13 protein-coding genes are annotated in these 13,706 nt (G+C 71.7%); 5 read left to right on the forward strand and 8 right to left on the reverse strand.

Annotation, left to right across the window (positions count from 1 at the left end):
* Positions 1-20: 20 nt before the first annotated feature.
* The 3 genes from AB0K15_RS40870 to AB0K15_RS40880 all read right to left on the reverse strand — a co-directional run bounded on the left by AB0K15_RS40870 (position 21) and on the right by AB0K15_RS40880 (position 2,907).
* Positions 21-176 carry a hypothetical protein gene (locus tag AB0K15_RS40870; protein ID WP_364063808.1) on the reverse strand — a complete coding sequence of 52 codons (156 nt, stop codon included), beginning with the start codon at positions 174-176 and terminating at the stop codon, positions 21-23.
* Positions 173-1,222, reverse strand: coding sequence for a glycosyltransferase (locus AB0K15_RS40875; RefSeq protein WP_364063811.1), 1,050 nt, complete (start codon positions 1,220-1,222; stop codon positions 173-175). The genes AB0K15_RS40870 and AB0K15_RS40875 overlap by 4 nt, the downstream gene beginning before the upstream one ends.
* 104 nt (positions 1,223-1,326) lie before the next feature.
* A complete protein-coding gene (locus AB0K15_RS40880) occupies positions 1,327-2,907 on the reverse strand; it encodes an alkaline phosphatase family protein (RefSeq protein ID WP_364064019.1) in 1,581 nt (526 codons plus the stop codon).
* Between the two features lie 328 nt (positions 2,908-3,235).
* On the opposite strand from AB0K15_RS40880, the gene AB0K15_RS40885 reads away from it, so the two are divergent.
* From AB0K15_RS40885 to AB0K15_RS40900, 4 genes are all read left to right on the forward strand, one after another.
* Positions 3,236-4,021 carry a hypothetical protein gene (locus AB0K15_RS40885; protein WP_364063814.1) on the forward strand — a complete coding sequence of 262 codons (786 nt, stop codon included), beginning with the start codon at positions 3,236-3,238 and terminating at the stop codon, positions 4,019-4,021.
* 4 nt (positions 4,022-4,025) lie between these two features.
* Complete coding sequence (locus tag AB0K15_RS40890; protein WP_364063817.1) at positions 4,026-5,147, forward strand: glycosyltransferase family 1 protein; 1,122 nt, start codon at positions 4,026-4,028, stop codon at positions 5,145-5,147.
* A 269-nt stretch (positions 5,148-5,416) separates the two neighbouring features.
* Positions 5,417-6,697 carry a MurT ligase domain-containing protein gene (locus AB0K15_RS40895; protein WP_364063820.1) on the forward strand — a complete coding sequence of 427 codons (1,281 nt, stop codon included), beginning with the start codon at positions 5,417-5,419 and terminating at the stop codon, positions 6,695-6,697.
* The gene (locus AB0K15_RS40900; protein ID WP_364063823.1) at positions 6,690-7,433 is read left to right on the forward strand and encodes a glutamine amidotransferase; all 744 of its coding nucleotides are present in this window, start codon (positions 6,690-6,692) and stop codon (positions 7,431-7,433) included. The genes AB0K15_RS40895 and AB0K15_RS40900 overlap by 8 nt, the downstream gene beginning before the upstream one ends.
* Before the next feature lie 94 nt (positions 7,434-7,527).
* On the opposite strand, the gene AB0K15_RS40905 is transcribed toward AB0K15_RS40900, so the two are convergent.
* The 4 genes from AB0K15_RS40905 to AB0K15_RS40920 form a co-directional block, all read right to left on the reverse strand.
* Positions 7,528-8,364 (reverse strand): undecaprenyl-diphosphate phosphatase, encoded by an 837-nt coding sequence (locus AB0K15_RS40905; protein WP_364063826.1) that lies wholly within the window; start codon positions 8,362-8,364, stop codon positions 7,528-7,530.
* Between the two features lie 58 nt (positions 8,365-8,422).
* Positions 8,423-9,049: a DedA family protein gene (locus AB0K15_RS40910; protein ID WP_364063829.1), complete on the reverse strand. Its 627-nt coding sequence runs from the start codon at positions 9,047-9,049 to the stop codon at positions 8,423-8,425.
* 80 nt (positions 9,050-9,129) lie between these two features.
* A complete protein-coding gene (locus tag AB0K15_RS40915) occupies positions 9,130-9,609 on the reverse strand; it encodes a hypothetical protein (RefSeq protein ID WP_364063832.1) in 480 nt (159 codons plus the stop codon).
* Positions 9,610-9,673: 64 nt separating this feature from the next.
* On the reverse strand, positions 9,674-9,853 hold the full coding sequence (locus AB0K15_RS40920; protein WP_364063834.1) for a hypothetical protein: 180 nt from the start codon (positions 9,851-9,853) through the stop codon (positions 9,674-9,676).
* A gap of 533 nt (positions 9,854-10,386) precedes the next feature.
* Between AB0K15_RS40920 and AB0K15_RS40925 the strand changes: the two genes are divergently transcribed.
* A complete protein-coding gene (locus AB0K15_RS40925) occupies positions 10,387-11,088 on the forward strand; it encodes a phosphatase PAP2 family protein (RefSeq protein WP_364063837.1) in 702 nt (233 codons plus the stop codon).
* A gap of 266 nt (positions 11,089-11,354) precedes the next feature.
* Here AB0K15_RS40925 and AB0K15_RS40930 read toward each other — a convergent pair whose 3' ends face one another.
* Positions 11,355-13,553 carry an alkaline phosphatase family protein gene (locus AB0K15_RS40930; protein WP_364063842.1) on the reverse strand — a complete coding sequence of 733 codons (2,199 nt, stop codon included), beginning with the start codon at positions 13,551-13,553 and terminating at the stop codon, positions 11,355-11,357.
* Positions 13,554-13,706 lie beyond the last annotated feature (153 nt).

Raw genomic sequence — 13,706 nt, forward strand, 5'->3', positions numbered from 1 at the left:
TCCCACCGCCGCCACGCGGATCACCCGGCCACCTCGACCGGCAGAGCCCGCACGGCGTCACGGGCGAGCACCGCACGCAAGGCCGGACCGAGCGCATCCAGACGCAGGCGCGGCAGGAACAACGCGGCCAGAACGGCATGTTCTGCGGGCACACCCACCGCCGCCACGCGGATCACCCGGCCACCTCGACCGGCAGAGCCCGCACGGCGTCACGGGCGAGCACCGCACGCAAGGCCGGACCGAGCGCATCGGGTGTCCGGACCCACGGCACGGTGCCCTCCTGGTCCAGCACGGCGGCGTTGGCGCGGCCGTGGCCGGGCAGGCAGCGGTAGGTCAGCACCGGCAGCCCCGTCGCGAGGGCTTCGGAAGTCGTGAGCCCGCCCGCGTTCTGGACCACGACGTCGCACGCGCGCATCAGGTCCGCCATCGTGTCCACCCAGCCGAACACGTGCCGGAGCCCCGTGTCCCTCAGACGTTCGCGCAACGCGTCGTTGCGGCCGCAGACGACCACGGGCTCGGCCGAACCGTCGGCACGCAGGTCGGCCACCGTCCGTTCGACCTCGCCGACGCCCCAGGACCCCGAGACGACCAAGGCCAGCGCGCGATCTGCGGGCAGGCCGTGCGCGAACCTCAGCCGCGTCCGCTCGGCCGCGCCGGCCACCGGCCGGAACGCGGGCGCGACCAGCGGCGGCGCGACCAGCACCCGCCCCGCGCCCCAGGCTCGCGCCTGCCGTGCCGCCGTCTCGTTGGGTGCCACGGTCAGATCGGCCTCCGCGCTGACGCACAGGCGGTGCACCGACGGATCCGTCAGGTACGCCACCAGCCCCGGCGCGAGCCGCCCGTGCGCCCGCAGGTGCGCCGCCGCGTGGGTCGCGAGGGGGTAGGTCGACAGGACGAGCCGGGCGTCGTCGCCCACCACCTCGGCCAGCCCGGCGGACGCGAGGGCCGCGAGCCGCCGGGCGACCGCCGCGAGCGCCGGTGAGCCGAGTGCCCCGAGCAGCCAGTCCCAGCTGCGCGGGGCGACCTGCAACTGACGGTGGTAGGCGCCGCACAGGGTCTGCCCGAGCCGGCCCGGCAGCAGGTCGAGGAAGTCGACGCGATCGGCACGCACCCCGCGCTCGGCCAGCCACCGGGCGAGCTCCCGCGCCGCACCGTCGTGCCCGGCGCCGACCCGCGCGGACACGATCACCACGCGGTCGCCGTCGAAGATTTCTACAGGCATGTAGTAAATCTACATCCATGTAGTCGGTTGGGTTCTCCGGGTGCGGGCGGCGCCTGTTTCGTCGGGTGTGCGGCGCCCGAACCGCGGTGCGGGCGCCGGCCCCGCTACCGGTCGAGTTCCGGCAGCACGCGGGTGCCTTCCTCGCGCACCGCGGCGAGCGAGCGCGGGTCGAGGTGCAGCAGCCGCAGGATCGTCGGCGCGATCTGCGTGGTCTCCACCGCGCCGCCGACGCTGCGCCCGTGGCCGGTGCCGCTGACGACCAGGGGGACGGACCGGTCGTCGGCGGCCGCCCCGCCGTGCTCGGCGATCTTCGACTGCCCGCCCGTGAACACCACTCCGGGCATGGTGATGCCGACGAGGTCGGGCACGCGGGCATCACCGGGGCGCACGCCGAAGTAACGCGCGGCGTCCGCTCCCGCGTGGACGGTCGTCAGTCCGGAGTGGACGAACGGCTTCGGCGCGCCGGTAACGCCATTGCCGGTGCCCGACTGCGCGAGGAGGTAGTTCTTCGCGAACGTCGTGGCCGCGGCCGAGCGGTCGCTGAGCCACAGCAGCATCGCGTCGTCGTCGGTCGACTGGACCACGAGGTCGGCCGCGCCCGGGTGGGCCGCGCGCCAGGCCGCGTTCAGACCGTCGAGCAGGGCCCCGTCGTCGATGCGGGTCAGCGCGTTCGGGTCGATCGGCGACTGGCCGTGCTTGGCGGACAGCACGATGGTGGTGCTCTGGTCGAGGTGGCGGCGCTGGAGCTCCGCGGTGAACGCGCCGAGCTGCCGGTCCACGAAGTCCAGCGCCGAGCGCACGACCGGGCCGGGTGCGCCGCCGGCGGTGTACCCGCCGGCCCGGCCACCGGAGACGGGCAGCTTCTGCGCGGTCGACACCGACTGGAAGTTCAGCCCGAGCACCGCCGGGGTGCCGACCTTCGTGGTGCCGCTGTGGTCGTAGCCGTCGATCTCGTTGAGCACCGCGCGGGCCTTGTACGAGTCGTACTGCTGGGTCGCGGCGTTGTCCGTGGTCCAGTCGCCGCCGGACGGCCCGCCGGGCACCCGGCTGTTGATCTCCGGCGTGAACAGGTCCTGCACACCGGTGCCGGACGGGCCGTTCAGCAGCTCGTAGGCCGGGTGCTTGTCCGACCACGCGGTGCGCAACCCGGCCTGGCGAGCCACCTCGAAGACCGTGTTCACCTGCAGGTACTGGTGCGGGTAAACGGGTTTGCACGTGCGGGGGTCGACCGGCAGCTTCGCCGGGTCGATGAGCGTACGCGGGTTCCCGGTCATCTTCAGCACACCGGCGGGCAGCCCGGCGAGGCCCTGCCCGGCGTCGACGGAGTTCTTGTCGAGGTCGAGGTCCTCGGTGTAGTCCACTGTGGTGCCCGGCTTCACGCCGGCGCAGTTCGTGGTGCCCGCGGGCAGCAGCGCGTGGTTGTAGGTGGCGTCGTAGTACACGCCGGTCGTCGCTGGGTTGCCGCCGGTCACCTGGGCGACGAGGCCCGGGAACGAGTCCGAGGGCACGGGCGTGTTCGCGTGCGTGTACTGCGTGCCGTGCGCCACCAGGCTCGCGAGCGCCGAGTGCGGGTGGGTCGCGGTGTACCAGGCGAGGTCCGACTGGTGCATGCCGTCGACCGAGACGAGCAGCACGTGCCGCTGCTCGGGCTGCGCCGTCGCGGCCGGGGCGACGGTCGCGAACAATCCCGCGGCGGCGAGAAGGGCGAACAAGGGTGTACGGGTTCTCGACACGGATTTCCTCCTGTTGTCCGGCAGCCGCCGGCTGCGGCGCCCGGGGTATTCCAGGCCCCCGAAGAGGACTCCGGGGAACACGAGAAAGAACAACGCGTGAACTGAATTTCCCACTACAGCAGAGAAAATCGGCGACACGATACCGCCTCGAAGGTTAGCCGAAGGTTTACCAGCGGCAATTTTTCCGCAAGCGGAAAACCGGCAAAATGAGCATCGAGAACACCGTCGGAACAATCATTCCGACTAATCGGAGCGCGTCGGCACCTGGGAGGATTTCCCCATGACGACAGCGGAACTGAGCGGCGGCGGCCCGCGCACCGGCCGCCGCACCGTGAGCAAGGTCCCGGAGGTCACCGCGCTGTTCTGGGTGATCAAGGTGCTCACGACGGGCGTCGGCGAGACGACGAGCGATTTCTTCGCGCACCACGTGGATCCCGTGATCGCGGTGGGCGTGGCGGGCTTGGTGCTCGCCGGTTCCCTCGTCGCGCAGTTCGTTTCACGCAGCTACCGCCCGTGGCTGTACTGGACGACCGTGGTCCTGGTGAGCGTGTTCGGGACGATGGCCGCCGACGCCGCGCACGTCGGCTTCGGGGTGCCGTACGCGGTGTCGACGGCGGTGTTCGCGATCGTGCTCGCCGCGGTTTTCCTGCTGTGGCACCGGCTCGAGCACACCTTGTCCATTCACGACATCACCACCCCGCGGCGCGAGGTGTTCTACTGGCTCGCCGTCGGCACGACCTTCGCGCTCGGCACCGCGCTCGGCGACCTCACCGCCACGACCCTGCACCTGGGCTACCTCGGCTCCGGGGTGGTCTTCGCGGTCGTCATCGCCGTCCCGCCGCTGGCCCGGCGGTTCGCCGGACTCGGCTCCGTCGCGACGTTCTGGGCCGCGTACGTCGTGACCCGGCCCCTGGGGGCCTCGTTCGCCGACTGGCTCGGCGTCGAGCCCGACCGCGGCGGCGTGGGGCTGGGCACCGGTCCCGTGAGTGTCACCTTGCTGCTGGTGATCGCGGCACTGGTCGCCTTCCTGGGCGTGACGCAGGCGTCCGGCCGGCAGGCCCGGTAAGGCCGTGCGCATCGCGTTCGTCACCGAGACGTGGCTGCCCTCGACCGACGGGATCGTGACCCGGCTCGTCGCCACCGTGCGCGAACTGCACGCGCGCGGCCACGACGTTCTGGTGATCGCCCCGGAAGCCGGCGGCCCGAGCACGCTGGCCGGCGCGCGGGTGCGCACGGTCCGGGCGGCCGGCGCGAAGTTCCTCTACGGCGGCAAACGCTGGGGGCTGCCGCTCCCCCGGGTGGGCCGGCACCTGCGCGAGTTCGGCCCCGACGTGGTGCACCTGGTCAACCCGGCGTTCCTGGGCATCGCGGGGCTACTCGCCGCGCGGAAGCAGAACCGCCGCACCGTGGCGTCGTACCACACCGACATCGCCCGCTACGCGCGTCACTACCGCCTCGGCGCCGCCGTGCCGCTGATCTGGACGCTCTTGCGCGCCCTGCACCGGCGCGCGCACCTCAACCTCGCGACGTCGAGCGCATCGGTCGACGAGCTGGCGCGCCACGGCATCCACCGCGTCCGCCTGTGGCCGCGCGGCGTGGACCTCGAGCGCTTCCGCCCCGCACCGCGCGGGCGCACCGACGGGCGACCGGTCGTGCTGTACGTCGGCCGGCTCGCGTCGGAGAAGGGCCTGCACCGGCTCGCTCCCCTGGCCGCGCCGGCAGGTGGCTTCCGCCTCGTGCTGGTCGGCGACGGCCCGGCCCGCGCCCACCTCGAACGCACCCTGCCGCCGGGCACGGTCTTCACCGGCATGCTCCACGGCGACGCCCTCGCCGAGGCCTACCGCGCGGCCGATCTGTTCGTCTTCCCGTCCACAACGGACACTCTCGGGCTCGTGCTGCTGGAAGCGCTCGCCAGCGGCCTGCCCGTCCTCGCCGCGGAAAGCCCGGCGGCGCGCTCGACGCTCGCCGGCACCACGGCCGCCGAGTTCTTCCCCGTCGACCGGCTCGCCGACCTGCCCGCCCACGCCCGCGCCCTGCTGAGCGGCGACCACCGCGCCGAGGCGCGCCGTCACGCAACCGGTTCCGGATGGGACACCGCCACCGAACAACTGCTGACGCTGTACACCGAGACACTCAGCTCGGCCGGCCGCTCCCGTGCCGGCGCTGCTCGCCGCGCCCACCGGGCCGGGTGATGGAGCGGCACACCGGCGGCCGGCATCCGTTGCCGGATCGGCTGCCGCTGCCGAGGTAAGCCATGAGCCAACGCGATCTTGCCCGCCGCTGACGTCATCCACTGTGGATCTATTGGACAGCGTTCGGTCAACCCTGCTCGAACCGTCTCCTGAGCCGCACTGGCGTAACGTTCGGTGAATGCGGGATTCGCCACGTCCTCAGCGTCCTCACAGGAGGTCCCGACGAGGGTGACCGCGAACCCCCGCAGGCATGCGAAGGAGATCCAGTGGTGAGCCCCCGTCCCCCGGCAGTGCTCGACGCGCGAGCCTCGATCGAGCCGGGTCCGCGGCGCCTGCCGGTGCGGACCCGGCTGGCCGTCGCGGCGGCCCGGTTCGCCGCCGCGGTCTCCCGCAGGCTGGGGCTGGGCGCCGGTGGCGTGATCGGCGGGCGGATCGCGCTCCGGCTGGACCCCGGTGTGCTGCGGCGGCTGAGCCGGAACCGCACCGTGGTGCTGGTGACGGGCACCAACGGCAAGACCACGACGGCGCTGATGCTCAGGCGGGTCCTGGAGACGCTGGGCGAAGTCGCGGGCAACGGCGACGGTGCGAACATGCCCGACGGAGTCGTCGCCGCACTGGTCGCCGAACCGACGGCAACTGTGGCGGTGCTCGAGGTCGACGAGACCTACCTGTCCGGCGTCGCGGCGCAGGTGCGGCCTTCGTGCCTGGTGCTGCTCAACCTCAGCCGCGACCAGCTGGACCGGGTGGGCGAGGTGCGCACGATCGAACGGGAGTTCCGGGCGATCTGCGCCGCACTGCCGGACACGACAGTGGTCGCCAACTGCGACGACCCGCTCGTCACCTCCGCCGCGCTCGCGTCGGCGCGGCCGTTCTGGATCAGCGTGGGACAAGAGTGGCACGCCGACGCCGTGGCGTGCGCCCGGTGCGGACAGGCCATCCGCCGTGACAGGGCCGGCTGGCGCTGCGTGTGCGGCCTCGCCCGCCCGGATCCACTGTGGATCTTGCGGGACGACACGGTGGAAACCGCGGGCGGACCCACCGTCACGCTCCACCTGCGGCTGCCGGGCCGGGCGAACGCCGCCAACGCCGCCGTCGCGGTCGCCGCGGCCGAGCGCCTCGGGGTGTCGCCCCACGTCGCCGTCGCCCAGTTGCGCGCGATCGGCGAGGTCTCGGGACGCTACCGGCGGGCCGTCGTCTCGGGGCGGTCGGTGCGGGTCCTCCTGGCGAAGAACCCCGCGGGCTGGCGGGAAACGCTGCCGCTGCTCGCACCGCGCTCGCCGGTGGTGGTCGCGGTCAACAGCGGCGAGGCCGATGGGCGTGACACGTCGTGGCTGTGGGACGTGCCGTTCGAGCAGTTGCGGGGGCGCCACGTGGTCGCCGCCGGCGAGCGCGCGACCGACGTGGCCGTCCGCCTCACCTACGCCGAAGTGCGGCACACGCTGTGCCGGGAGCCGCTGGCGGCCATCACGTCACTGCCGGCGGGGCCTGTCGAGCTCGTCGCGAACTACACCGCCTTCCGCGACACACAACAGCACCTCGGCCATGGCTGACCCGGCCCGGACGCCGCCTGACTCGGCGCTGCGCATCGGCCTGGTGCTGCCCGACATCCTCGGCACCTACAGCGACGCCGGCAACGCGCAGGTCCTGCGGTGCCGGACCCAGTGGCGCGGCATCGCCGCCACCGTGACCGAGATCCGCCACGGCGAAACCGTGCCGTCGTCGCTCGACCTGTACCTGCTGGGCGGCGGCGAAGACGACGCCCAGGCCCTCGCGGTCAACCATCTCCGCGCCCACCCCGGCCTGCAGCAGGCGGTCGCCCGCGGCGCCGCGGTGTTCGGCGTCTGCGCCGGCTTCCAGATCCTCGGCACGCAGTTCACCACCTCCGACGGCGCCACCCACACCGGGCTGGGGCTCCTCGACGCCGGCACAACCCCGGGCAGGCGGCGCGCGGTGGGCGAGGTCGTCGTCGACGTCGCGGCCGAGCTCGGCACCGAACCGCTCACCGGCTTCGAGAACCACCTCGGCCGCTCGCGGCTCGGCATCGGCAGCCGTCCCCTGGGACCCGTGCGCGCGGGCACCGGCAACGGAGACGGCACCGAAGGCGCCCTCACGGGCCGGGTACTGGGAACCTACCTGCACGGGCCGGTCCTGGCCCGCAACCCCGCCCTCGCGGACCTGCTGCTGGGCTGGTCGCTCGGCGCGCCGCCCGCGGCGCTGCCGCTGCCGGAAATCGGGGCCCTGCGCCAGGAACGGCTGCGCGCCGCGAAACGCGGCCCACGCAGGTAAACGTCGCCGGACTGCTCCCTGACGGGGGTCATCGCGACGCACCGATCCTGCGTGAGCGGAGCCTGAACGATCTGCCCGCGCGACCCGGTGCCGGTCAGGCGGACAGCAGGCCCGATCCCAACGCGGCGAGCAGCGCGACCCCCGCGACGACCCGGTAGATCACGAACGCCGTGAACGTGTGCCCGGCGACGTACTTGAGCAGCCAGGCGATCGAGGCGTAGGCCACGGCGAACGACACGAGCGTCCCGACCACGAGCGGCAGCACGTCGAGGCCGCCGCCGAGGGCGTCCTTCAGCTCGTAGAGGCCGGCGCCGGTCAGCGCCGGGATCGACAGGAAGAACGACAACCGCGTGGCGGCGACCCGGTCCAGGCCGCGCAGGAGCCCGGTCGAGATCGTCGCACCGGAGCGGGAGAACCCGGGGAACAGCAGGGCGAGGATCTGCGCCGAGCCGACCAGCATCGCGTCGGTGAACGTGGTGTCGGCCTCACCGCGTTTGCCCGTCCCGAAGCGGTCCGCGGCCCACATGATCGCGCTGCCGGCGATGAGCGAGATCGCGACGACCCACAACGACGCGAGCGGTCCCTTCACCAGCGACTGGAACAGCAGGCCGGCGACGACGATCGGGATCGTGGCGAGGATGACCCACCAGGCGAACTTGTAGTCGTGTTCCCGGCGCGCCTGCGCGTTGACGAGCCCGCGCCCCCACGCGGCGGCGAACCGCACGATGTCGCGGAAGAAATACACCAGTACCGCGGCGATGGCACCGACCTGGATCACCGCGGTGAACCCGACCACGGACTGGTCGTCGACCGGGATGCCGAGCAGCCCTTCGGCGATCTTCAGGTGCCCGGTGGAGGACACGGGCAGGAATTCGGTCAAACCTTCCACGATCCCGAGGATCACGGATTGGCCGAGGTCGATCGCACTCACCGCGTTTTTCCTTTGCCGACGATACTGAGGGTGTTGAAGCTGCTACGAAGCGGGAACATCAGGAGCCGGCTCCCCGGCGCTGCTTGCGGCTCCTGAGCAGTTCGAGCGCCAGCGGGATCAGCGAGACGACGACCACGAGCGCGATGATGGGGAGCAGGTACTGGTCGATCCCCGGGATGCTCGCCCCGAGAAGATACCCGGCGATCGTGACGCCGACCGACCACAGCAGCCCGCCGAGGATCTGCCACCGGGTGAACGTCCGCGCGGGCACGTCGAGGATGCCCGCGAGCGGGTTGAGCACCGTGCGCACCACCGGGATGAAGCGGGCGAGGACGATCGCCTTCGCGTGGCCGTAGCGGGTGAAGAGCTCTTCGGCTCTGGTCATCCCGCGGTGCAGGTGCGCGTTGCTCGTGCGCGCCAGGAGCGCCCGGCCCCCGCGGCGGCCCAGCACGAACCCGGTCTGCGCCCCGAGCAGCGCACCGGCGACCGCGGCCACCAGAACGAGCGGCAGGGACAGGTGGACGGTGGCCGTGGCGCTGGTGGTGCAGAACAGCCCGGCGGTGAACAGCAGCGAGTCACCGGGCAGGAAAAACCCGATCAGCAGGCCGGTTTCGGCGAACAGGACGACGAACACCCCCGCCGTGCCGAGGCTCGAGAGCCACGACGTCGCGCTCAACGGGTTCATGCGGGAGACCGCCTTCCGCGGTAGTCCAGATCTTCGACAGGCATGTAGTATTTCTACACCACTGTCGTTTTACGAGGAGATCAGACGTCCGTCCCGACGCCGGTGAGCCGCCGCCACTCACGGTCCCAGCCCCGGGCACGGAAACGGTCGAGCCACCACCGCGTCGTCACGTACACCAGCGCGGCCGCCACGACCGCGCAGAACTCGACCACGACGCCGTAGCTGAGCGCGACGAACAGCAGGTCGGCGGTGGTCCGCGGCGCCGCTTGCTGCACGCCCTGGCGGTCGACCCAGATCTTCACCGTCCGCGGTCCGGCGGGGTCGATCTCGACCGTGAGATCTCCGCCGCGGGCCGCCCCGTCGGGCGCGGTCCACATTCCACGGACGCGGCGCGTGCCCGGCGAGACCTCGGTGCCGGCCGTCGGCAGGGCGAGCGGGCCGGGAAACACCCTCGCGGTGACCTGGTAACGCACGACGGCCCGCCCATCCGCCGCCCGATCCTCGGCGAAGACCGACGACGCGAGCCCGAAGCAGATCGGGACCGACCCGAAGAGCGCCACGCACAGCACCAGCGGTGGTACGCGGAGACGAGCCTCTCGCGCGTGCCGGCGCGGTCGTCGCCGTTCACCGTGACGACGGTGGTGCTGGGGTTTCCAGGACCAGCAAAGCCGCGAACAGCCCGGCCATCCACAGTCCGAAGAGGACGGACAGGGCACCGTTCCGCGGCAGCGTCGCCAGATGCGCCACCACTGCGAGGGCGATCCCGCCGGAGAGAACCAGCAGCACCGCGATCGGCGGGTGCAACGCCGTTTCCGCGACCGCACGGGCCGATGAGCGCGGCGACCGGAAAGCCGCTCACTTCCCCGGCAGCCCCGGTGGGTCTGCCGGCGGGGTCGAGGAACTGGACGCTGAGGCCGATGCCGTGGCCCGGGTCCGTGCTTCGGCCGTCGCGATCGGCCGAGCGCAAGGTGGCCCGCGCGTCGGCCGGCGACGTGGATTTCGCGGCCACCTGAGCACAGGCCTGCACCTGCGCGTCGAACTGCCGGAACAGGCTCGCCTGCGTCACCAGCCACGAGGAGAGAGACGGCGACCACGGCCACCGCCACCAGTACGGTCAGCCGGGCGAACCACAGGATGCGCGACAGCGCGTCCCGCAGCGAGGCCTCGTCATCGACGATCACGACGTGCAGTCGCGCCTCCGGGCGCTTCCACCGCGAGCTACCGGCGCGTGGCTGAGCGGACCGCGAGCGTTCGGTGAGCGGTGGGTTGAATCGGCTTGCGAAGCCGTTGACCTCGCTCGAACCTCCCGTCGGTCGTCGGGAACCTACAGTCGAGCCGTGCAGCCGACCGCGGAACCGGAGGCCGGCGGCGGGGTGCTGGTCCCGGCCGTCGCCGAGGTCGCGACGCTGGTTTTCCTGCTGCTGACGGTCTCGGCGACCGGGATCCTGCCCTGGACGAAGGGATTCGACCTCGGCGTGCACTCGTGGGTCGTCGCGCACCGCTGCGCGCCGGTGGTCTCGTTCGCCGCGACCCTGACGAGCACGGCGTCCTCGGCGCTCGCCGTGCCGGCGGTGTTCCTCGCCGCGCTCGCGCTGACACGAGGCTCGCTCGGTCCGCGGCTGACGCGCGCCGCGCTGGTCACCGGGGTCGTCGGGTTGGGCGTGTTGTGCCGGTTCGGGCTCTCCGCGCTGATCGCGCGGCCGCGCCCGCCCGAGACCGACTGGGCGGTCGCCGCGTCGGGCCAGTCGTTCCCCTCCGGCCACACCTCGGACGCGATCCTGGCCGCGGGCGTGCTCGCCTGGCTGGCGGCGCAACGGCTGCGCGACCGGCCGGTCCTGCGCTCGACGTTGTGGATCATCGCGGGCACCTACGTGGTGGCGATCGCGTGGACCCGGGTGTACCTCGGCGTCCACTGGCCCACCGACGTGATCGGCGGCATCGCCTTCGGAACCGCGTGGCTGTGCGGCGCTCTCGTCATCCGCCGGGCCTTGCAGGCCGGCAGCCGTTCCGGCGCGGAGCCGACGCCGCCGCCCGACTGAGCAGCAGCCGCCGCATCCCGACCGGTGCTGGTCCGGAGGCGGCCCTTCTGCTGTTTCGTGTGGCGTCATGGGTGCGGGCGTGGTTGGTCAGTCCCTGGGCTGCGACTGCTCGCCCTGACGACCCACTCGACCGCGGCACCCCACCGCACGCCACAACTTCGGCACTCCGCCAGCATGGCCAGGCCGTCGGCCGTATCGCGGATGTGCCCGCGATCCGGTGGGACCGCGGGCACATCGCGACTAGCTCAAAACAAACGGCGAAAGGCTCACTTCTCCGCGGCGCGACCGGCGAACCGCTGCATGAAGTCGGCAGACTCCTTCGCGGTGATGATCACGTCGTAGTAGCCGTCCTCGGTCGGCCAGGTGACGACGCTGTGCTTGCCGGCGGGCACCTGGATGGTCGTCTTCTTCCCGGCGAAGTCGTTCGGGGTCAGCGTGTAGGTCACTGACCGGCGGCCGTCGGCGGACAGGGTGAACTCGACGGTCGCGTCGGCCGACTTGCCCCGGCCGTCCGGCCGCGTGCGCCCCTTGACCAGCCGGACGTCGACCCGCGGCTGGGCCGAGGTCTGGTCGTTGGCCGGGACGACGGTGCCGGCGAAGGACCGGATGAAGTGGTCGGGCCCATAGAACGTGAACGCGTACTTGCCGTTCGTCGCCTTGGTGTCCCAGGTGTACGACTTCGACCCGTGGGTGCCGGCCGTGAGGGGCAGCGCGTCCTGGCCGATGCCGAGCGGCTCGGCGCCGACGAGGGCGGGCACGTACTTGTCGGCCAGCCCGACCAGGCTGACCGCCTTGCCGCCTTCGACGGTGAAGGTCGCGGTCGCGGTCCCGGTGCTGTGGTTCTCGACGAGGACGCCGTTGGGCTGGAACGACAGCGGGCTCCGCTTCGCCTTGCCGGTGATCTGCTGGGTCGGCATGACCTGCGCCCCGACGGCCGGCTGGGGCACCGCCGGCAGGCCGGCGTCGACGACGACCGACTTGAGCAGGTCGGCCGGCTTCGGCAGCTTCGGGAACGACGTGTCGAAGTTGCCGAAGTCGATCGCCGAGAGCAGGTTGCCGGAGACGCTGCGCCGCCAGTCGTTGATGTTCGTGCAGATGGCCGGCTTGCCGAGGCTCTTGGTCCACTCCTCGATCAGCTGGATCGTCGAGGTGTGGTCGAAGACCTCGGAGTTGACGAAGCCACCCCGGGTCCACGGCGAGACCAGCACGAACGGCACGCGACCGCCCATGCCGGGCTTGATGCCGGGCGCACGCTCGCCGACCGTGCCGGTCTCCGGGATCGGCGGCACGACGTGGTCGAAGAAGCCGCCTTCACCGATGCGGTTCGCGTGGTCGGGCTCGTCGTAGTTCAGGATGATCAGCGTCGACTCCCACAGTTCGGGGTTGTCGTGCACCGCCTGGATCACCCGGTCGGTGTAGACCGCGCCGTTGTTCGGAGCGTACGTCGGGTGTTCGGTCCACGCCGCGGGCGCGACGACCCAGGACACCTCGGGGAGATCGCCCGACTCGCAGTCGGCGATGAAGTCCCTCAACACGTAGTCGAGGTTGGAGGTGTCGTTCTTGATGCCGGCGGGCTGCGCGGTGTGGGCGTGCACCACGCCGCCGCGGGCGAGCAGGCCCTTGCGGGGGTGGGTGTTCTCCGGGGTCGCGTTCTTCGGGTCGAACGCCGCGAACGAACGGACGGTGTTGTCGGTGTAGTCGCCGAGGAAGTTGTCGTCGGTGTCGTTGTTGACGTAGATCTGCCAGCTGACACCGGCGTCCTGCAGCGTTTCCGGGTACGTCTTGAACTTGTAGGCGTAGCCGTAGTCACCGTTGTTGTTCACGACCGGGCCGCCCTGCGTGCCGGCGGCGTCGTTGGTGCCGGCCCACATCATGATGCGGTTCGGGCTGGTGCTGGTGTCCAGCGAGCAGAAGTAGTGGTCACCGATCGTGTAGGCCTTGGCGATCGCGTGGTGCCACGGCACGTCGGCTTCCTTGAAGTACCGGTTGCGCGCGCTGGTGTTCTGCGCGTTGTACTTCAGGCTGTCGGCGTGGTACGGCAGCAGATAACCCTCGGCCCGGCTGTTGGGGTCGTAGTAGATCGTCTGGCCGTTCTGCCAGGTCAGCACCTGCTTGTCACCGAAGCCGCGCGCGCCGGCCAGATCGAGGGTGCCGAAGTAGTGGTCGAACGACCGGTTCTCCTGCATCAGGATCACGATGTGCTTCAGGTCTTTGATCGTGCCGGTGCGATGCTTCGAGCCGGACTTGCCGCCCTGTGCGGCGTCGGCCACCGCGGCGTCGGCCACCGCGGCGTCGGCCACTGTGGCACCGGCCGGTGCGGCCTCGGCCGGGACGGCCGACAGCCCGCCGGCGGCGACCGCGGCGCCGGCGGCACCCGCGGCCTGGATCAGTCGGCGCCGGCTGATCCGGTTGCGCTCCGTGGCCGCTCTGTTGCCGTCCGCGGATGCCGAATCGTTGTCAGACATGGGTTTGGTACCTGACCTCTCGTGGTGGGGAGTCCCGCAAAGTCAACTGCCGCAAGTCTTGACGCCGCGAGAATCAGGTTATGAACGTTCCGGGAAGTCTCAGGACGACCGCGGTCTCGACCTGCGCGGCCGGTCACGTGCTGTTCACCGGTG

Origin of the sequence: Amycolatopsis sp. NPDC049253, from assembly GCF_040678995.1 — a bacterium.
Classification (GTDB): Bacteria; Actinomycetota; Actinomycetes; order Mycobacteriales; family Pseudonocardiaceae; genus Amycolatopsis.